The 22,169-nt window shown below is 41.8% G+C and carries 13 protein-coding genes; 7 read left to right on the top strand and 6 right to left on the bottom strand.

Features of this window, described 5'->3' with window-relative positions; genetic code table 11:
• Positions 1-25 precede the first annotated feature (25 nt).
• Complete coding sequence (locus tag ACLCDL_RS08920) at positions 26-1,009, top strand: aldo/keto reductase (RefSeq protein WP_423147939.1); 984 nt, start codon at positions 26-28, stop codon at positions 1,007-1,009.
• Positions 1,010-1,249: 240 nt separating this feature from the next.
• On the opposite strand, the gene ACLCDL_RS08915 is transcribed toward ACLCDL_RS08920, so the two are convergent.
• The 5 genes from ACLCDL_RS08915 to ACLCDL_RS08895 all read right to left on the bottom strand — a co-directional run bounded on the left by ACLCDL_RS08915 (position 1,250) and on the right by ACLCDL_RS08895 (position 14,148).
• Positions 1,250-1,747, bottom strand: coding sequence for a hypothetical protein (locus ACLCDL_RS08915; protein ID WP_423147938.1), 498 nt, complete (start codon positions 1,745-1,747; stop codon positions 1,250-1,252).
• 82 nt (positions 1,748-1,829) lie between these two features.
• Positions 1,830-4,592, bottom strand: coding sequence for a PQQ-dependent sugar dehydrogenase (locus ACLCDL_RS08910; protein ID WP_423147937.1), 2,763 nt, complete (start codon positions 4,590-4,592; stop codon positions 1,830-1,832).
• Between the two features lie 317 nt (positions 4,593-4,909).
• The gene (locus ACLCDL_RS08905) at positions 4,910-5,824 is read right to left on the bottom strand and encodes a PorP/SprF family type IX secretion system membrane protein (RefSeq protein ID WP_423147936.1); all 915 of its coding nucleotides are present in this window, start codon (positions 5,822-5,824) and stop codon (positions 4,910-4,912) included.
• Between the two features lie 28 nt (positions 5,825-5,852).
• A complete protein-coding gene (locus tag ACLCDL_RS08900; protein WP_423147935.1) occupies positions 5,853-13,646 on the bottom strand; it encodes an Ig-like domain-containing protein in 7,794 nt (2,597 codons plus the stop codon).
• A gap of 295 nt (positions 13,647-13,941) precedes the next feature.
• The gene (locus ACLCDL_RS08895; protein WP_423147934.1) at positions 13,942-14,148 is read right to left on the bottom strand and encodes a hypothetical protein; all 207 of its coding nucleotides are present in this window, start codon (positions 14,146-14,148) and stop codon (positions 13,942-13,944) included.
• Between the two features lie 128 nt (positions 14,149-14,276).
• On the opposite strand from ACLCDL_RS08895, the gene ACLCDL_RS08890 reads away from it, so the two are divergent.
• The 6 genes from ACLCDL_RS08890 (at position 14,277) to ACLCDL_RS08865 (ending at position 20,997) form a co-directional block, all read left to right on the top strand.
• A complete protein-coding gene (locus tag ACLCDL_RS08890; protein WP_423147933.1) occupies positions 14,277-14,840 on the top strand; it encodes a helix-turn-helix domain-containing protein in 564 nt (187 codons plus the stop codon).
• 87 nt (positions 14,841-14,927) lie between these two features.
• On the top strand, positions 14,928-17,351 hold the full coding sequence (locus ACLCDL_RS08885; RefSeq protein ID WP_423147932.1) for a heavy metal translocating P-type ATPase: 2,424 nt from the start codon (positions 14,928-14,930) through the stop codon (positions 17,349-17,351).
• A gap of 176 nt (positions 17,352-17,527) precedes the next feature.
• Positions 17,528-17,743, top strand: a complete 216-nt coding sequence (locus ACLCDL_RS08880; protein ID WP_423147931.1) for a heavy-metal-associated domain-containing protein — start codon at positions 17,528-17,530, stop codon at positions 17,741-17,743.
• A 2-nt stretch (positions 17,744-17,745) separates the two neighbouring features.
• Positions 17,746-18,186, top strand: coding sequence for a DUF3347 domain-containing protein (locus ACLCDL_RS08875; protein WP_423147930.1), 441 nt, complete (start codon positions 17,746-17,748; stop codon positions 18,184-18,186).
• An 85-nt stretch (positions 18,187-18,271) separates the two neighbouring features.
• Entirely contained in the window at positions 18,272-20,497 is a 2,226-nt protein-coding gene (locus tag ACLCDL_RS08870) for a multicopper oxidase family protein (RefSeq protein ID WP_423148195.1), read from the top strand.
• A gap of 116 nt (positions 20,498-20,613) precedes the next feature.
• Entirely contained in the window at positions 20,614-20,997 is a 384-nt protein-coding gene (locus ACLCDL_RS08865; protein WP_423147929.1) for a rhodanese-like domain-containing protein, read from the top strand.
• Positions 20,998-21,319: 322 nt separating this feature from the next.
• Here ACLCDL_RS08865 and ACLCDL_RS08860 read toward each other — a convergent pair whose 3' ends face one another.
• Positions 21,320-22,168, bottom strand: a complete 849-nt coding sequence (locus ACLCDL_RS08860) for an SMODS-associated NUDIX domain-containing protein (protein ID WP_423147928.1) — start codon at positions 22,166-22,168, stop codon at positions 21,320-21,322.
• Position 22,169 lies beyond the last annotated feature (1 nt).

Here is a 22,169-nt window from a genome sequence, read left to right as displayed (position 1 = left end):
TTATTGTTACAAACTCGCTATTAAAATGAATTACAGACCTTTTAAAGACGTTTCGGTATCAGAAACAGGACTAGGAACCTGGCAGCTGGGAAGTGCTGACTGGGGAAAATTAGAGGAAGAAGATGCGTTCGATATCTTAAACACTTTTTCTGCACTTGGCGGAAATTTTATTGATACCGCTGATGTTTACGGAACGGGTATGAGCGAAACTGTTATTGGAAGATGGCTTAAAACTACAAGCAAGAAATTCTATATAGCAACAAAGCTGGGCCGCAGACACGACGGCTCAAACGGCTGGCCACAGAATTTTAGTTATGATAATATGCAAAGACATGTAGAATCATCATTAAAAAACCTAGATCTGCCTTCGCTTGTTCTGGAACAGCTGCACTGTATTCCACAAGAAGAACTGCAGGCCGGAAAGGTTTTTGAGCATCTTCGTAAACTTCAGGAAGAAAAATTGATTCAACATTGGGGTGTAAGTGTGGAAACTGCAGAAGAAGCTCTATTATGTCTGGAACAGGAAGGAATTGCATCTCTTCAAATTATCTTTAATTTATTCCGTCAGCATATTGCTGATGAAGTATTTGCAAAAGTCAAAGAAAAAAATGTAGCCTTAATTGTAAGGGTTCCATTAGCAAGTGGTTTACTTTCAGGAAAATACAGCGAATCAAGCACTTTTGAAGAGAACGATCATCGGAATTATAATGCAAACGGAGAAGCTTTTAATGTTGGGGAAACTTTTTCTGGAATTGAATTTAAAAGAGGTGTTCAGTTAGCGCAAGAAATTGGGAAACTGCTGCCAGATGAAAGAATGGCTCAATGGTCTTTAAGATGGATCCTGGACCACCCGGAAGTAACAACTGTAATTCCCGGGGCGACTAAAGTAAGTCAGGTAAAAAGTAACATGGAGGCTTCTTCACTCGAACCTTTGTCCGGATCTGTTCACAGTAAATTAAGGGAATTATACAATCAGAAGATAGTAAAGAATATCAGGGGAAGGTATTAGGATGATATTTTATTATGCTCTAATGTTATTAGCCTTTAACAGAATCGCATCGATCCACCTTCAACGGCAATTACTTCTAAAAGATTAAACCCGAAGAAATGGCTTTCTCCGGGTTTAAAAAATTAACGCTCTCAATTACTGAATATAAAAACGCAGCTCCCGGTAAAATGTTTTACAATACTTAAAAAAAATTTAAAATATTTTTTCCGACACTATTTTCGGGTTCCTATTCTATTTAAACTATTGCCAATAGAAGCTGCTGGCGACACTAAATACAATCGTTATTGCTATAATAAATACAGCTTTCCTATCTGAAACATGATACGTATTAAGCATGCTTTTTCTGCAAAGCAGGTATTGAACAAAACAATAAAAAGCTATCGGAAAAAACAAGATTAATAAAATTAGAAAAGAGGTATAACTGTTAAAAAGTGTGGTTATAAAAAGAATAAGATTTATTACAATGGAATAAATAGTGTACACGCTTGCTAAAATCCATCCTGAACTTTTGCGCTTCCAGAAAAGAAAAACCGCAACCGGAAAGATAAAATAGCTTAAAGCATAAAATAAAAAATCAGCAAAACTGCGAAAAACGCCGAAAATAACACTAGTAGTTAATCCTTCCGTTGTAGCTATGCGATACAAAAAGAAGGAAGCCAGCAATAAAATAACCAGCGATACATTTTTATCTTCTACGAACACTTCCCTGAAATCCGTTTCCTTTTGCTCTTTGCTCACATTATACTCTTCTTAAGCCTTCACTCACGCAAAAAGCCTTGCTGAGAGGCCAGCAAGGCTTTTTGCTTTAGATTCTTTTACTTTATTCAGTGATCTGATCTTTAAAGGTAATATCCCTTATCTGTACAAATTTTTCTGTACCAGCAGCTTCAGGATTCACAAACACGAAATAAACGGGATGGAATCCGCTTACATCCTGAAGTTTAGCTTTTACTTTACTCAGCCGGTACGGATTCTCTTTCGTTAAAAACGGAATCTCCGTTGTTTTACCGATCACTTTACCTGTTGGCGAGTCAATGCGAACCTCAATTACTGCTCCCTTTTTGCTATTATCCCCCGGGATTGAAGAAGTTGAAAATTCTATTTCCTTTATACCCGTCAGATCAATTTTATTGAAACTTGCATACGACCCGGATCCTTGCGCAACAGCCCTGGTTCTATTATTGTTAAAATCCAGGTTCTCAACTTTATCAGCGTGTGAAATGGTAATAGTTGGATTTCTTAAAACTACTACATCTTCAGATGACTGTGAAGGCGCTGATTGCTTTCCTTTATCGGTATAAGCGGCACGGAACAAGAAACTGCCTTTGTCACTTTCTCCGTTGGGAACCTTAGTAATGTAAGATCCTTTTACCGGGAGTGATTTAATTGTTTGATGCGGTTCTGCAAGGCTTAAAATATACTTCACAATTGACTGAGCGTCTTTTTCGGGCAAAGATGAATGCGCAGGCATCATGGCATCGCCCCAAACACCGCTTCCTCCCGTTATAATTTTTTTTGCCAGTTTATTAACCGCGTTTGCATTTCCTTTGTATTTTTTTGCTACCTGAACAAATGCTGGCCCTAAAGATTTAGCGGCCAAACTGTGGCAAGCTTTACAATCACTTTTAGCAATCATACCTTTTGCTGCAGCAAATTGAACCGAAGCATCTACGCTACGCTGACTTTGTGCTATTTCGGTAAGGTCATACCCTTCCGACAAATAATTAATGCTTACAGAAACCTGAGAAGGCAAAATCCGCTTATTGGCTAAACTGCCGTCTTCTTTGTCAGAAACCAGAACGTTATAATTGATCTTTCTATCCGGAAAAAAGAAAGACCGGTTGCTGCCTAAAAGATTGAAATCTACTACCGGGGGCTCGTTTCCTGCCCTTACTTCAACCGTTTTGCTATTTTTAGCACCTGAAGGATCGGTAACGGTTAAAGTTGCTTTATAAATTCCCGGTTTGGAGAATGTAACTGTAGGATTTGCTTCTTTAAAAATTCTCGGAGCACTTCCTTTGGATGTTACTTTCCATTCATATTTCAATGCATCTCCATCGTAATCTTTTGTTCCCTCAGCAGATAGCTGAGTTTTTAATGGAACGGCTCCGGCAGACTTGCTTGCAGTTGCCTGAACGATTGGCTTCCGGTTTCCTCCGTTATATTCAATGCGCACAAGCTCTGCTTCGGGGTTATCTTTAAAATAACCATTTCCATACTCCAGCACATACAAATCACCGTCAGGGCCGAAATCCATATCAATTGCACCGCGGAAATTCATATCAGGAAGAAATCTTTCCATCGACTTGTAATCTCCGTTTTCATCAAGTGTTATCGACATAATCCATCCGCGAACCCAATCTGTCACTAACCATTTTCCTTCATAATAATCAGGAAAAGGCCTTTTGGGATTATTAAAATTTGCCCGGTGGTAAATAGGTCCCCCCGTAGCGCTTCGGCCTCCGCTTCCCAGTTCAGGAAATTCTTTCGATTCGGCATACGGATAATAAATCATAGCAGACTGTGCCGGAGGAAGATCAATTAAACCGGTATTATTTGGCGAATGATTAACCGGATGTTCCACAACAAACTTTTCTCCGGAAGTTTTGGTAGCAAAATCGTAATCCCAGTATGCTTGATTATTGCCATTAAAATAGGGCCAGCCGAAATTTCCTGCTTTTTTAGCTACGTTAAATTCGTCGTAAGAACGTGGCCCTCTGCCAACAGAATCTACTGATCCGTCTGGGCCAACTTCGCCCCAATATAAATAACCCGTTTTGGTATCAACTGATAAACGCCAGGGGTTCCGGTTACCCATTGTATATATTTCAGGCTTTGTTTTATCCATTCCTTTAGGAAAGAGATTACCCATAGGGATAGAATAGGTTCCGTCCGGTTCGGGATGTATACGAAGAATTTTACCCCGAAGATCATTTGTATTTCCTGAAGATTTCTGCGCATCCCGCGGGCTTTCTCCCGGACGTTCATCTAATGGTGAGAACCCGTCCGAAGATCTTGAAAATGTATTGTCGCCGGTAGATAAATATAAATTTCCGTGTGCATCAAAAAGCATTCCTCCGCCAACATGGCAGCACTCTTCCCGTTGAACGGGGACATCGAGCAATACTTTTTTGGTAGCCATATTAAGCTGGCCTCCATCCCATTTAAATCGTACAAGTGTGTTTCTCGGTTCACCTTCTGCCGGAGAATAGTAAACATATATCCAATGGTTCTGGTCGTAGTTTGGATCAAGGATAACTCCCTGTAATCCATCTTCGCCTTCTGTTACTTCACCTTTTTTACTTACATATTTCGTACTGACATTAAAATTGGCAATTACTTTTACCTGTCCATCGGCAGGATTGTAAAGTTTCATTTTACCTTTACGTTCAACAAAAAGAACACGGCCATCCTTCAGTATTTCAAACTGCATAGGCTCTTCAAGCTTTTGAGCCAAAACTACCTTTGTAAAGCGATTATCTTCCGGCTTTTTAGGTTCATCTTTAGAACTGGAAAAACTATAAAAAAGTACACTGGTAATAAATACAAGCAATATTCCTATAGAATATTTATAACGGGACATACTATTGGGATTTAAATTCAGGGCATGAAGATAATATTATTGATATGAATGCACGAAATAAATAACGGAAATTACAGATTGTAGTAGAATTATGGCTTTGAAGATTAGATACATACTTCCATCGTGCGGTATTTTCTTAACACAGTCGATTGTTTAAAGGGGCTTTGAAACCATAAATAGACGGATATATCCAGTCTCTTCGGAAACAATCAATTTTAATTTCAATAAAAAAGCGATTAATTTTTCAATCAATCGCTTTGGGTGCGCTCACCCTTCTGCTTCCAGAACTTTTCTAAACGATCTTGAATGTGTAAATCTTAAAATAAACTCACTCTCAAATTAATTTCAAAAGTACCGTTAGTATATCCGCTTAGTGCTGCTGTTTCGGTATTATACATTCCCATTATTGCAAGTGTCTTCTTATAATTAATTCCGGCTCCAAATGTCGCACTCTGTGTAGTATGATACATAGCCATTAAGTTCAAAGCGTTGCCGGCAAAACCTAAGTATGTTCCTATATCAGCAATGTTATCATATCCTTTAACTCCGCGATAGCATATTTTTGGTTCAACAATAAATCCATTTAATGATTCTTCATTAACTATTTTATAACTGATTGCGCTGTAAAAAATTGACCTATCTGCCACACTATTGTTTTGATCCTTGCTGAAAATACTTTTCATATTGGGAAGTGCCCCTTGTATAGTTAAGCGTTTTCCTGTATAAGCTATTCCAAAATCTCCGTCAAAAAACGTTTCCCGTTGGTTATATCGTCCCACTATTACATCAGGAGAAGTATCTCCTTTCATATCTTCTGTATTTAAACGATCATTCATAAACCCAAAAGACACTCCGAAACTCAACTGCTGAGAATCAGACCCAACCGGCAAATGGTATGCATAAGTTCCCATTATCCGTGTCTGCTTTTGTAGTCCTGCCTGATCGTTGTATATATTCAGCCCCAATCCAACTTTATTACTAAAACCATAATCAGCGGTAATGGATTGGGTTTTAGGAGCCCCGGGGATGGAGTTCCACTGTTGGCGCATACTTAAATTTAAGTTTAGCCTATCCTCCAATCCTGCCATAGCGGGATTGGCCTGATACTGATTCTGAAAGTAAATTCCGCCAAGAGGATTTAATTGTGCCCGGCTCTCTTGCTTAATAAACAGCAAAAGGAAGATTGGCAGTAACAGCTTTATGATGCTTTTATTTATACCGCAAGTGTTCATCGTATGTCTCTTAATAATTTCTGTTGTATTACTCTCTAACTATAGTTACAAAACCTTTGATCTTTCCTATTCCTGCTCCAAAATTAACCACATAGTAATAAGTATCTTCTGCCAGCGGTGCTCCCTGAAACGTTCCGTCCCATTCATTGCCGTAATTTTTCTTACTGTACAACAAACGACCGGCACGGTCAAATATCTTCACCTCATTGTTAGGATACATGTCAATATTCTTTATCATTAATCGATCATTAACTCCGTCGCCGTTTGGTGTCATGATATTATTGATATCTAATACACTGTAATCATCTTTAACATAAATAGTCAGTTGTGATTCCTGGCTACAACCACTTAAATTAGTTACTCTAACCCGGTAAGTGGTCGTTTTAGATGGTCGAACTGTTAAGGTGGAAGTATTCCTGCCGCTTACTATTCCTTCTGCATCAAACCATTCATAGCTGCTTCCGCCTGCAGCTGTTAATTGCGCTTCTAAGCCCTTTGGTAAGTCGGTGCCTTTATCTGAGCTAATAGATACAATTGGCAGGGCGTTTACTGTAATTGTAAAAGTTCTGCTGAAGGTGTCGGTTCCTCCATTTGCAGTTCCACCATTATCTTTTACAATAACTGTAACGGCAGCGGATCTGCTGGCTCCTTCGTTAACTTCATATCTTAGTTCTGATCCTGCTATTGCAAGGGTCTTAAAGAAATCCGGATTCTCAGAAACTACGCTGATTACTGTGTTTTGTCCTACATCCTCTCCTGCTGTAATTCCACTTAAAGTTATCTTTCGAAGATCGGAAGTGTAGCAGATCTCCTGATTATCAACTATATCAAGCGCAGGTACTTCATTTACATTATATAAAGCAATAATCAGCTCTTTTTCTAAAGAAAAGCCATACTGAGTTGTAGCTTGTACTCGTATGTGATAATTTGATTTCTGCTCATAGTTGAGGCTACCCCTTGTTTTGATTTTATCATTTTCGATCAGGAATTGTCCATTATCTGTATCCCCGTTTCCTGATACTAATTTATAAGTAAATACAGCACCCTGATCTTCAGAGGTAGAACTTAAAACTCCTGCCAGCGTTCCGGCGGGTCGATTCTCAAACAAAGTTGTCGCTGTCAAGCTGATACTGGTTGGTGCGCCAGGCCTAACCGTTAGTGTTCCATTATGATAAATAAAGTTGTAATTAGCTGATTGAGCTCCATTGACTTCGATTGGATAATTACCAGGAGGCGAGTTTTTATCTGCTAGTGTAGAAATATCAGGCTGAAGAGTTAAATCGCTCGCTTTGTCTCCGTTTACAAAACCATCATAACTTACCGTTAATTCCGGATTGGCTGTACCGATGAATCTGGTTTTGTTATCGGCAGTAATGCTTAATACTTTTTTATTAACAATTAAGCTACTATTGACATACGTGATATTGTAATTACCGAGTCCGTCTCCTGAGGCAGCTGAAGGAACTATGGTATATGGAGATCCTGCAACAGCAGCCTCAGCAATTGTTCCAGAGCTGCTTAAAGTCACCCCGGAGATCTTATCGTTATTAATGAGGCCCGTGCTGTTGAATTCTGTACCTGCAAAAACAACTCGATCACCATAGGTTTTGCTGTTTTCATTTGCGGCAACAGTCAAAGCTTTAGGAGTGACAGTGAGTGTACCATCTGAAATATTTAAATTATAATTCGAAAGCTTATTGTCCGGGTTAATTATTGTAGCTGTTATAGGATAGGTTCCGGTTGTAGCAGTCACTTCTGCCCCGCCGCTGCTTCTACTCAAACTGATGTTATCTCCATAAACGATACCGGTAATACTTCCACTAAAATCCGAGTCTGTTAAAACTTCTCCATAAACTTTAGAGCGGCTGTTATTGATTACCGTTAAATCCTTTTTATCGATATTCAATGTTTGGAGAACGTCTGGAGCAGCATTAAAAGCAGTGCTTCCAGACTGACTGCCTGTAATTACTGTACTCCCAGCTTTCAGAATAGTGGCTATATTACCGCTGATAACAACGACAGAAGGATCTGCTGCGGTATAAGTAACCATAAGACCAGCTGATGAGCTGGCATTACCTAATGTAAAGGCTGCATCCCCATAGGTTTTTGATGTGATAGCATTAAAAGTGATTGTCTGGTCTGCTTTGGGAATTGATGTAACATCTGAACTTGAAACACTGGTATTTCCCGTTTTATCCACTGCCAGTATCCGGTAATAATATGTAGTTCCATTAATTAAGCCGGTATGTGTGTAGCTAGTCGTTCCTGCTGCAACATCTGTTAAAAACGTAACAGGTGTCGGGCTGGTTCCATACAAAATACGATAGGCAGACAAATCCGCCTCCGTATTACCTGTCCAGTTCAATATAATTTGTGTATTACCTGAGATTGCCTTTAAATCTGTTGGAGTTATAGGCGTGGTTTCATCAAAAGTGACAGAACCGGAGCCAGAATTAACATCTGTTCCGGCATTACCACTTAAATCATCAAATGAAATAGTATAACTTACTAATCCTTCTGTATCACCTTGAACAAAAGTATAAGTTGCAGTCCAGTTATTAGCTGAGGCGGTTGCCACAACCAAATGGCCTGCAATTGCAACTACCGGAGCTTGAATACTTTCACTGGAAGTAAAGGTTAGCGTCGCTATATCGCCTGCTTTAGCAAGCGTTGCCGTGCTATTATTAGATACGATAGTTACAGCTGACAGAGCTGGTGCAGTCTTATCGAAAATCACACTGTTGCTGTTGGCAGCTGTTACGTTCGTTCCTGTATTACCTGCCGCATCAACGAAAGCTACAGAAAATGGAATGTTTCCTTCTATATCTGTGGCGGTTAATGTATAAGTCGCCGTCCAGCTGTTTCCGCTGCCATTTGTGGCGGTTACAACATGTGTGGCTATAGTCACTGTTGGCGTTTGAATTGTTTCGCTTGCGGTGAAGCTGAGTGTTATCACATCTCCTGTTTTGGCAAGCGTGGAAGTACTGTTATTTGAGGCGACCGTAACAGTTGTTAAAGTTGGCGCTGTCTTATCAAAAATAACACTACTACTGTTGGTAGTTGCTGTTACGCTTGTTCCTGCAGTGCCTGAAATATCTGTAAAACTAATAGAGATAGGAACATTGCCTGCAGTTTCGCTTGATGTCATGGTGTAAACTGCTGTCCAGTTATTTCCTGTAGTAGTGCTAACGGTAGCAGATTGCGCTGCTATAGTTACTGTGGGTGTTTGAATCGCTTCGCTTGAGGTGAAGATTACTGTTACAACGTCTCCCACTTTTGCAAGTGTTGAAGTGCTGTTGCTTGAGGCAATAGCCACAGTGCTTAAAGTTGGTGAGCTTGTATCTATGGTAATACTGAGTGCTGTAGAAGTTACACCCACATTTCCTGCTGCATCAGTAGCTTTTGCTGTAACAGTATGAGCGCCTGCACTTAAAGCAGAACTCGTAATCGACCAGTTGCCTCCAGTAGCGGTTCCGCTTCCAAGAACCGTCGTTCCATCTGTATCATATAAAGTAATTGTGGCTCCCGTTTCGGCAGTTCCTGTAAAAGTCGGAGTGGTATCAGTAGTAATATTATCACTATTGGAACTTCCGCTGTCACTGCCGGTTGCAAGGTCTGGTGCAGATGGTGCAGCAGGTGCTTTGGTATCAAAGGTAAGAGAAGGCGTAGTACCAGCCCCCCCTGCATTACCTGCCGCATCCGCATAAGAACCGGAAGCAACGGTAATGTTCGCCGTTCCACCATTGGTATCAGCATCTGGAGTGAATACAGCAGTTCGGGTAAGTCCTGTACCAGAAATGGCACTGAGAGCTCCCCCTGAAACGGTGATATCACCCACAGAACCATCCCATGAAAAGGTAGTACCCGGATCTTCACTGAAAGTAAAGGTAATGCTTGCTGTTTCAGCTATTTTTAATGCAGAAACACTGCTGGTGATAGCTAACATTGGTGAGCTTGTATCTATGATAACACTCAATGCTGCAGAAGCCGCACTCACATTTCCTGCTGCATCAGCAGCTTTGGCTGTAAGTGAGTGAGTTCCTGCACTCAAAGCAGAACTCGTAATTGACCAATTGCCGCCAGTGGCGCTTCCGCTTCCAAGAACTGTCGTTCCATCCGTATCGTATAAAGTAACAGTAGCTCCGGCTTCTGCAGTTCCGTTAAATGCTGGTGTCGTGTTATTAGTTATATTGTCTGTTCCTGACGTTCCGCTATCACTACCGCCAGCAAGATCAGGAGCTGATGGAGCAGCCGGATTCAGCGTATCAAAAGTAATCGAAGGAGTTGCTCCTGCACCACCTACATTACCTGCAGCATCTGCATAAGAACCGGAAGCAACGGTGATATTAACGGTACCACCATTGGTATTTGCAGTCGGAGTAAATGTAGCAGTACGGGTAAGACCGCTGCCCGAAATAGCGCTAAGTGTACCACCGGAAACAACTATATCACCGGCAGAACCGTCCCAACTGAAAGTTGTGCCCGGATCTTTACTAAAAGTAAAGGTGATGGCAGCCGTCTCACCAGACTTTAAAGTCGATCCATTACTTGTGATAGCCAATGTTGGCGAATTGGTGTCGATTGTTACTGCTAAACCGGATGAAGCGGCACTCGTATTGCCCGCAGCATCAGTGGCTCTTGCGGTGATTGTATGCGATCCTGCACTTAATGTCGAACTGGTGATCGACCAGGTACCGCCGCTTGCGGTTGCACTTCCAAGTTCTGTCACTCCATCGGTGTCATACAATCTGACTGTAGAACCAGCTTCGGCAGTACCTGAAAATGTTGGAGTAGTGTTATTAGTTAAATTGTCTGTATCAGAAGTTCCACTGTCGCTGCTAACAGCTAAATCTGGGGCTGATGGGGCAGCCGGATCCAGGGTATCAAAAGTAATCGAAGGAGTTGTTCCTGCCCCGCCTGTATTGCCTGCAGCATCCATATAAGAACCGGAAGCAACAGTAATGCTCGCCGTTCCGCCATTGGCATTTGCAGTTGGCGTAAATGTAGCAGTGCGTGTGAGTCCGGTTCCTGAAATGGCACTGAGTGTACCGCCCGAAACAGTGATATCACCTGCAGAACCATCCCAGCTAAAACTTAAACCCGGATCTTCACTAAAAGTAAAGGTGATAGTTGCTGTCTGGCCACTTTTTAAAGCAGATGCACTGCTCGTAATTGCCAGTGTTGGCGATATTCCGTCCACTAAAAGAGAGGCAGCTGAAGTGACGCTGAGTGTATTATCTGCATCTACAGTACCGGCTTTGATTGTACCGCTGTTTAAAGAAATAGATCCGATAGTCACACCATCGTTATCCAGATCACCTGAAATTACTGTGTACCTGAAGGCTACCTGATTTCCGCTGCTGCCCGGCTGAAAATAAACGGCAGATTTAAGAGTAGATCCAACAGTTACTTCCAGCGCTGGCGACCCTGTAACGGTAACATTGTCGGAATAATTAACCATAACATCGAAAACGTCACCAACTTTAAAAGTACCGGATGGAGCAGCCACCGAAGTAACCGTTGGAATAAGTGTTTTAGCAGTTATCGTATTAGAATATGCACCTTCACCTTCAGAGCCTGTCGCTGTAACTCTATAATAATAGTTTGTCCCCGGATTTAAGCCCGAAATTGTCAGCGAGCCGGCAACATTCGTTGCTGAAAAAGGTGAGCCGGGAATCTGACTGCCGAAAGCTGCATCTGTAGCAACATAAACATTATATGAATTTATAGTAGCCGGAATAGTAGGCACTGTCCAGTTTGCCTTAAAGCCGGAGTAGCTGATTGCAGATGCAGCGGTGGCTGTTGGGGCGATCAGTGCATAACTTCCCATCCAGTTTGAACTCGAACCCGTAAGTGTGAAATTATTCAGGGTTCCGTCAAAGTGATTGGCCGTCTGATCGGATAGCGTTGTTAATCCTGTATTATCTCCTGCTGCAATCCCTTGATCAAAGTTATAGTAAGCGACAAGATTAGTGGAACTCGGGTTTACTTCTGAAAGCATTCCAGCCTGAATCTCAGCCTGTGTACGCACCACGTTCCATATCTTTAATTCATCAAGACGCCCCTTGAACGGTTGGTTATAACCGACGTTTGGAAAATTACCGATTACAGCAGTGACAGACGACAAAGGAATGGTAACTGTACCGTTTCCCGCTATCTCGCCATTCACATACAACGTTGCAGTACCTGATGTTCCTGCTCCTTTGGCAAAAGTTACTGCCACGTGTGTCCATTGATTTGCCTTAATTGCTATACTGCCTGATAAACTGGAACTTGTACATTCAAAATATAACTGGCCGGTTGCAAGTAGAAATAGTGAATAACCAGCAGATGCGTTCCCAGAGTTCTTATGAGAAAAAATGGTTGGGTTGCCAGAAAATGTTGACGGTTTTATCCAGGCTTCTAAAGTAAAGGACGAAGAGCTGCCGAAATCTGTTGCTGTACTGCCAGCTGCATTTAGTAATACTTTTTCGGTAGATCCTGCAAATGCCAGGGAATTACCCGGGGGAGCAAACTGACGGGTTATAGTTAGTGTATATGTTTTTATTGTTCCGTCCTGAGCTGTTACAATAATCGGAATGCTATTAACCCCCGTAATTAATGAAATACTTTTAGCGCTTCCGCTGGTAGTTGCAGTACCATTGACGGTAACAGTAGCAGTTGCATCAGCTACAGTCGGGATTATATTCACAGAGGTAGTGGCATTAGGCACAGAAGCTGTGTAGCTGGTAGTAGCTGAAGCGAATGCGGGAGACAAAGTGCCGGAACTAATGTTTAAGTTGGATAAGTTGGCATTGGAAGAAGCTGCCGGCTGAGTGATTGTTGCAGAAGCGGTTGTAGTACAACTATTTGCATCAGTTATCGTGCAGGTATATGTACCTGGAGACAAATTTGATGCAGTAGCACTCGTTCCTCCTAAAGGCGCCCAACTATAGGTATAACCAGGAGTACCGCCGGAAGCAGTCACGCTAATTGAACCGTTACCAGCGTTGTAAGCTGTTACATCTGTTTTAGAGGAGGTTGCCGACAAAGCGGCAGGTTGAGTTAATGTTACGGAAGCCACACCAACGAGGCCGTTTGCATCAGTTACAGTAGCAGTATAAGTTCCTGTTGCAAGACCAGTGATAGTTGCACTTGTGGCACCAGATGGCGACCATGAATACGTATAGGGACTTGTACCTGTAGCGATTACCGTTGCTACTCCATTTGACCCGCCATTGCAACTGATATTTGACGAAGTAATTGAGACAGGTAGGCCGGCAATACTAATATCATTAATACTTCCCCACCCTGTACCATCAGCATAAGTAATTCGTACTTCATCAACAACATCAAAGGTGCTATTTAAGCTAATAGTAACAAGACTTTCATCACTATTCGCTGTGAAGGTCTGGGAAGCAACCTGCGATCCATTTCGATAACCTATTACATTGACGTTTGTTCCAGCGTAACTCCAGTCGTACCATCGAAATCCATTAATATCAAAACTTGATCCTTCCTGTGTTTTTATTTCTATTCCAGCCCACCATTGATTAGGATCAGGAGATAAAAATGTTGTAAGACCAGAAAAGTCCAGGCCAGGAGCGGCTAAATCTGTATTGTTGTGCCACTCTATTGGCACTCCTAGAGCGGTCCCGCTACTATTACTAATATTGAAAATCTGAATGGTTGCACCAGGAAAATCAGCAGAACCACCCTCCCCATCCTGAGCAATACCATCGGCCCAGGCAGTTACATCATTAGATGAAAATGTTAGAGTAGTCTGTGCACGAGCAGTAACCATTACGCTAATAAAAGCGACAAAAAGTAAAATTTTTTTCATTAATTGAGTGTTGTAAGTGAACAAGCGTTTGAACGGGTATTTATTCAGTGGATAGAATAGTCTGACTACTGTTCGTACTATAGATTGTAAAGAAGTCCAGGATATCCGGAAATAAAGATTCAGAAGGGAGTTTTATATAATTGAGTAGCATATAGTAAAGCGTCGGATGTAAAAGTATTAAATTTTCAACAATAGGTAAAAAATATACTAAAAGTTAATCGCTTCCCCATTATCAATACTATAACCAGTGTAATCGAAAACTTGTTACTATCCTTAAACTTTATTGCACATCTTATTAAATAACCTGAATGACTCCTGCCGATGTGAGTTTGCTTTCTGTGTTGCCTTTTATTGTAGCAAGCTGACCTTTATATTGAAAACCAATAACCAAACCTGAAGACGGAAAAACCTTGTATTCGCTTTCCAATTCATTCTCCGACAGTAAAAAATATTTGATGTAGGGTTTAAGATTTTCACTCGGAAACTGTTTGTTGAATTTCATCCCAGTTGCTTTAATAGTTCTTGCGAAGACTCCGGAAACAAATTTATTAGTAAACGAATCACTGGAAGAAATTAACTATAAATTTGTACAGTGAGCTATCACAATACAAAAAACGGTGGGAATAATATATGTCTAAGATATTCATAAAGAACATGGTTTGTAACCGCTGTATTATGGTGGTGGAAAACGAGCTGCAAAAATTAGGATTGCGGGCCAGTAAGGTAACTTTAGGGGAGGCTGAGCTTGAAAAAGATCTTACACCTGAAGAAAAAACTAAATTAGACAGAGCTATGACTGATTTGGGTTTTGAGCTTATCGATGATAAGAAAAGCCGGATCATTGAGAAGATAAAGAATGTGATTATCGATATGGTTCATCACCAGCAGTACGACGTAAAACATAATTTATCTAATGTGCTAAGCAACGAACTTAACCACGATTACAATTACCTGTCGAATCTCTTCTCGGAGGTGGAGGGCACTACGATTGAAAAATATTTCATTGCACAGAAAATTGAAAAGGTTAAGGAGTTGCTTGTGTATGATGAACTGACGCTAAGCGAGATTGCCTTCAGACTGAATTATTCAAGTGTAGCCTACCTGAGCAATCAGTTTAAAAAAGTCACCGGTCTCTCTCCCAGCCATTTTAAGCAGATTCGGGAAGAAAAACGAAAGCCGTTGGATAAAGTGTAAATCTTACAAATCAAACATAAAATAACGTAACCGCCAACTTTATCCTTATTGCCACCTTTGTGATATAAAAATTGTAAAAAGGATATCATGGCAACAGATATTGAAAATATAAAGGACACGATCTATCTTCCACTTGAAGATGTGGAAAGTGAACACTGCGCATTGATTGTGGATAAAGGCCTTGCGCAGGTTAAAGGGGTGGAGAGCCACAAAGTTGAGCTGAATAACCACCGGGCCGCCATAAAGGTTAGTAACCCCGAAGCAGTTGTGGATGCCGTTAAAACTATAAAAGATTTAGGATACGGCGTTACTACTGTAAAGAAAACGCTTCCTGTACTGGGGATGTCTTGTGCATCGTGTGCGGGCAGTGCTGAAAGCATGGCGAAGGCCTCGGAAGGTGTGGTTTCCGCTTCTGTAAACTTCGCCACAGGGAATCTTACAGTGGAGTATCTGCCGAACATGACGGATGCTTTAAAGCTGCAAAAGGCAATCCAGTCTGTTGGATACGACTTGCTCATCGAAGATGAATCTACCCAACAGGAAACACTGGAAGCTATACACGAGAAAAAATTCCGACAGTTAAAAAAGAAAACTTTACTGGCTGTTCTCTTATCGCTTCCTGTAGTGGTGATCGGCATGTTCTTCATGAACATACCCTATGCTAACCAAATCATGTGGTTATTCTCTACGCCAGTAGTACTCTGGCTCGGTAAGGATTTCTTTGTTAATGCATGGAAGCAAGCTAGTCACCGGTCGGCTAATATGGATACCCTTGTAGCACTCAGTACGGGAATTGCTTATCTGTTTAGCGTATTTAATATGCTGTTCCCCGAATTCTGGCACGAAAGAGGCTTACATGCACACGTCTATTTCGAAGCGGCATCGGTTGTGATAGCATTTATCCTGCTTGGTAAATTATTGGAGGAGAAAGCCAAAGGAAATACATCAACCGCCATAAAGAAGCTGATGGGTTTACAGCCTAAAACGGTAACAGTTATTTCGCAAGATGGCAGCGAAAAGCAGATTGGAATTGAAGAAGTTGCAGCAGGAGACGTCATTCTTGTTAAACCCGGCGAAAAGATAGCAGTGGATGGAATGGTCACTTCAGGAAGCTCGTATGTGGACGAAAGCATGTTAAGCGGTGAGCCGGTTCCTGTTCTAAAGGAAGAAAATGAAGAAGTTTTTGCGGGCACTATCAATCAGAAAGGCAGCTTCCAATTTAAGGCAGTGAAAGTGGGCAGGGAAACTATGCTTGCTCATATCATCAAAATGGTACAGGACGCACAGGGGACCAAAGCGCCAGTCCAAAAATTGGTGGATAAAATTGCGGGCATTTTCGTTCCCGTTGTGATGGGTATTGCCATATTCACTTTTATCCTCTGGTTAATTCTTGGTGGCGATAATGGTGTGGTGCAAGGCCTTTTAGCAGCAGTTACCGTTCTTGTAATCGCTTGTCCTTGTGCGCTTGGACTTGCTACTCCAACGGCTATCATGGTAGGTGTGGGTAAAGGCGCTGAGAGAGGAATTTTAATTAAGGATGCCGAAAGTCTCGAATTAGCTAAAAAGGTAAATGCTATTGTGCTGGACAAAACCGGTACTATCACAGAAGGAAGACCGGAGGTAACGGGCATCAAATGGTTGCAGAACGATGATACTCGCAGAAATGTATTATTCAGCATCGAAAAGCAATCTGAACATCCCCTGGCAGAAGCAGTGGTAAAGCATCTGGAAGGAGCAAAAACCAGTTCATTGTCGGCTTTTGAAAGTATCACGGGAAAAGGGGCTAAAGCGATCCATGATGGAGAGACCTACTTTGTGGGAAATAGAAAATTACTCTCTGACAACGGTGTAACTATTGCCGTAGAATTGCAACGGCAAGCAGATGAATGGAGCATTCTTGCAAAAACCGTCATTTGGTTTGCAGACAGTAAAAAAGCATTATCAGTACTGGCTATTTCGGATAAGATTAAAGAGAGTTCTCTCACTGCCATTAAGCAATTACAGGAAATGGGCATTGAATTGTATATGCTTACCGGCGATAATGAAGCGACCGCTAAAGCAATTGCTGAGCAGACCGGTTTGAAAAATTATAAGGGGGAGGTATTACCGCAACATAAAGCTGATTTTGTAAAAGAGCTTCAACAAAAGGGTAAAGTAGTTGCGATGGTTGGTGATGGCATTAACGATAGCACAGCTTTGGCCACTGCCGATGTAAGTATTGCAATGGGTAAGGGCAGTGATATTGCCATGGATGTGGCGAAGATGACTATTATTTCATCTGACCTTACTAAGATCCCTCAGGCTATCCGTTTATCAAAGCAAACAGTAGCTACCATCAAGCAAAATCTGTTCTGGGCCTTTATTTACAATGTAATTGGTATTCCTCTTGCCGCCGGCCTTCTATACCCAATTAATGGGTTTCTTCTTAACCCGATGATTGCCGGTGCGGCTATGGCTCTCAGTAGTGTAAGTGTAGTCAGCAACAGCTTACGCTTGAAGTGGAAGAAATAGAAGAATCAAAGTACGCAGGAACCGGTATCTCATCTTCTTGTGCTTGCATCTTTGAATGAATCATGGGTAAAGCCAAAGCCTTCACGGCAGTAAATCTTACAAATCAAACGCAAAAAAACGTAACAATCAGGCACCCGGATTAAGGACCTTTGTAGTATAATTTAAAACAAAAGAAAATGGAAAATACAAATCTTCAATTCAAGACAAATATTAATTGCGGCGGATGTATAGCTTCAGTAAAACCGCATTTGGATAATGCTCAAGGCATCTCCGAATGGAATGTAGACACTACAAATAAAGATAAAATTCTTACGGTTAAGTCTGAAGGAATTACGAAAGAGCAAGTAGTTAAAATAGTAGAAAAAGCTGGGTTTAAGATAGAATCAGTATAAGAATGAAAAAGCTGGTATTCGTATTGACAATCATGTTTTTCGGTTATTCAGCATTTGCGCAGAATACCGGAAAGCATTTAAGCAATTATCTGGCAGTTAAGAATGCGCTGGTGAGCAGCGATAGCAAAGCAGCTGCCAGAGCAGCAGTTATTTTTCAGCAAGGTTTGAAAGAGGATCAGAATTTTGCTCAAAAGAACGACTTGTTGAAAGCAACGGATCTGATATCCCAGGCAGGTTCTATCGATAAACAACGAGCTGCATTTAACGACCTCTCAAAGATCATTTGGAAAGTTCTCAAAAGCTCAGACAAAGCCGGAGAACCCGTTTACTACCAATACTGCCCGATGAAAAAAGCGTATTGGCTGAGTAAAGAAAAGGAAATCAAAAACCCTTATTATGGTGCTGCGATGCTCACTTGTGGCAGCGTGGTAGAAACTCAATAAGAATATTTAAAAGGCATTGCTCAGGCAGTGCCTTTTAAATATCATCAAAAAGATATTAATGGATATCCAAAAGTTTTTTAAAAGAATGTTGTTGTCTTTAACGGCCCTGGTGTTTTTTGTAACACAGAACGCTGTTGCCCAGAAAGTAGTGCATTACGATTTGTACGTAAAGGATACACTTGTTAATTATGTGGGTAAACAGAAAAGGGCTATCGCAGTAAATGGGCAGATCCCAATGCCAACGCTGCAGTTTACAGAAGGAGACACAGCTGAAATAGTGGTGCATAATTTGCTAAATGAAAATACTTCCTTGCATTGGCATGGTGTATTCCTGCCAAATAAAGAAGATGGGGTGCCTTTTCTTACTCAAATGCCAATAAAGCCCGGCACCACATACACTTACCGCTTTCCCATTATTCAAAATGGTACCCATTGGTATCACTCCCATTCTGGCTTGCAGGAGCAGATCGGGATGCATGGAAGTTTTATCATGAACAAAAGGCCGGATGACCCGACCTTCAGAAAAGGTATAGACGATCTGCCAACGGTTCCTGTTATTCTTAGTGAATGGACAAATCTTAATCCCAAAAATGTAGAGCGGATGCTGAGCAACGCCAGCGACTGGTTTGCCATTAAGAAAGGCGCTACCCAAAGCTATGCCGAGGCTATTCGACGCGGGAAGTTGAAGACTAAGCTCACGAATGAATGGAAGCGAATGATGGCGATGGACGTGAGCGATGTTTATTATGACCAGGTGCAGACGAATGGAGCTCAGATCGCAGATCTGAAGAGAATAGGTGGAAGAACCCTAAAAGGCGGAGATAAGGTTCGTTTACGAATTGCCAATGGGGGCGCATCCTCGTACTTCTGGCTTCGTTACGCAGGAGGCAAAATCACCGTTGTTGGCAGTGACGGTAACGATGTGGAGCCGGTAGAGGTAGATAGGCTGATCGTGGCGGTTTCAGAAACATACGATATCCTATTAACTATACCTGAAGACGGCAAGGCTTATGAATTTATGGCCACTACTGAAGATCGTACCCAGTCAACCAGTTACTTCATCGGAAACGGAGCCAGGCAGCAGGTCGGGCCAATGCCACGCCTCAAGTATTTTGAGGGCATGAAGATGATGAACGACATGATGAAGATGAACGGCGACCTTGACGACATGGGAATGAGAATGAGCCTCAACCAGATGGATATGAATGCAGTGATGTATCCGGAAATCACAGGAGAAGAAGACACTAAAGGGCAGATGAAAATGAAGGAAAATGGCGATCATCAGGACACCCAGGGCAGTATTGTTACCCTGAACTACGCCATGCTAAAATCTCCTCTAAATACCACCCTTCCAAAAGAGGCTCCGGTAAAAGATCTCAAGTTCACCCTTACCGGAAACATGAACCGCTATGTATGGAGTATGGACAATAAGGTGCTTGCTGAAAGCGACAAGATACCGGTTAAGAAAGGGGAAGTATTACGGATCACGCTGTATAATAATTCTATGATGCGCCACCCGATTCACCTGCACGGCTTCGATTTCAGAATATTGAACGGCCAGGGCAGCAATGCGCCTTTAAAGAACGTGGTAGATATCATGCCGATGGAAACAGATACTATCGAGTTCCTGGCAAATACAGAGGGCGACTGGTTTTTCCATTGTCATATTCTCTATCATATGATGGCAGGTATGAACCGGGTATTCACTGTTGACGACTATAAAAACCCGAATCTACCAGACAAAGAGATGGCCTACAAGATGCTTCAGCGTGAAAGCAATATGATACATGTGATGGCACAGAACGATTTTGCCACCAATGGAAACGATGGTGAAGCAATGCTGATGAATGCAAGGTGGAACCTTGGAACCGAATGGCGTTTAGGATATAGCGCTATGCATGGGTACGAGGTAGAAACCCATTTGGGACGGTTTTTGGGAAAAAATCAATGGTACATGCCTTTTGTTGGATTTGACTGGCGTTATCGGAAAATGGGAAGGGATGAGCATGAAAAAAACATGTTCGGACAGGCGAATAAAAAAGATAGCAGAACTGCGGTAAGCCTTGGTATGATGTCCACTTTGCCCATGTTGCTTAATCTTCAGGGCGAGATATACCACGACGGTATAGTAAGGTTATCTCTTATGAGAGAAGATATACCGGTTTCCAGAAGACTGAGGGCAGGATTTATGTTGAATACTGATAAGGAATATATGGTAGATATGCGTTACATCTTCACCAGAAACCTGAGTATCCGCACCCATTATGATAGTGACATGGGATTTGGTGCAGGACTTTCACTCAACTATTAAGAGTAATTTAAATTATATGTAAGCCGGTTTATCAATACGGCAAAAGCTAACGTTAAAATAAAAAGTGGCAGGAAAGCCTTTTTACAAAATCTAACTAATTAAGCTAAATTTACTTTATGAAAAAAATAACTAAACTCTTGCTCATACTCCTTATATCGGGCAGTGCATTTGCTCAGCAAAAAGAAACTGTGAAGGTGAGTGAATTCAAAAAAGGAATAAAAAAAGAGCAAGCATTGGTACTAGATGTGCGAACTCCCGAAGAGTATGCGACAGGGCATATCAGGGGAGCCGTAAATATTGATTGGAAGAACGCTGAAGAATTCAAAGCAAAGGCAAACGAGCTTCAGAAAACCCAGCCTGTATATGTATACTGCCGCTCTGGCGCGAGAAGTGAAAAGGCGTCGAACTGGCTCAGCACAAACGGCTTTACCAATGTTACCGATCTCGAAGGAGGCATAGAGGCCTGGAAAAAAGCCGGCAAGCGGGTTTCAAAAAAATAAGTCGCGATCAAAATAATCCTTTAAAAGAAATAAGAGGCGGGGCTCGAATCTAAAACTGCTATAGTAGGGCGCAAACGCAGTTTTTCAAGAACAGGAAAAATAAAAAACCTCGATTTCCGCTGCGAAATCGAGGTTTTACTTACTCGGTGCACGTAACCAGGCACTTCTCGAACCATTTTTTGGATGATTTAAGGAGATTAGCAAGATTAGTATCCTAATTTCATTTCCAAATCCGAGGTAGAATTAATACTACAACCATTCGATATCGATAAGTTATGCTACAGTTTAATATTGACACTACTGTTAATTTTGTCATAGTTTATCAGTCGTCGGTCCAGCGTTCTAAAATGGCCCATTTGGTGTGAGCGGCGATTTCGTAGTTGGTTTCTTTATTATGTTCATTAAAGCCTAGGTTCTCAATGAGCAAGCGGTCGGCCCATTTTAGCTCGCAGTTGTCACCCAGTTTTTCCAGCTCTTGCAGATAGGCAAGCTGCTCATTGTTAGGGATCAGGTCGTAGATCTCATAAAGCAGAACTTCCTGCATATCCAGTTTTTTGGCTTTACGCATCGGCGTTCGCAAGGTGGTCGAGTAACTGTAATCTATATATCGGAATAGCTGTCGATCCAGGATATTGGTAGACAATAACTCTTCGCAGAATTCGCGCCATTGAGATATCTCGCGGTCTTCGCGCGACTGGAACCAGTTCAACATCGGTATGACGTGCTTACCCGGGACTGTGAAGCGTAGGTCGTTCTTCGCAATGCCATGGTCGGTCTGAAATTTACGGTCCGGTTTGACTTTGTAGCGGCTGAATATGGCACGCGACGAATCTAGTGCTTTATAAGCGCCGCCAACGAGCTGATAGTAATTGTTCTTGCGGTTCTTGACCAGTAGATAGCGGTCATTGACTTTGATTCGATATAAGTAACTGATCGATAAACGAACATCCTGTTCACGAAAGAGCACCTTGGTCTTTAAAAAAAAGCCAAGGTCTTTCAGATAATATAGGCCTTCAACGATCAGGAAGTAGATCGGTGCCGAAGCAATATTAACTGCCAGTCCGATCAAAACCGCGTTGAGCGGGGTATCGCTTTGACCGATCATCAGCAGGTGAATGACCAGCGCTGCACTACCTAAGAATATAAGGGTCTTGATAATTAGGTGTCGCATG

The organism is Rubrilithobacter danxiaensis (assembly GCF_047272945.1).
GTDB lineage: Bacteria > Bacteroidota > Bacteroidia > Sphingobacteriales > Sphingobacteriaceae > Rubrolithibacter > Rubrolithibacter danxiaensis.
The sequence above is the reverse complement of the archived record's forward strand: the minus strand, read 5'-3'. Positions and strand labels throughout refer to the sequence as shown.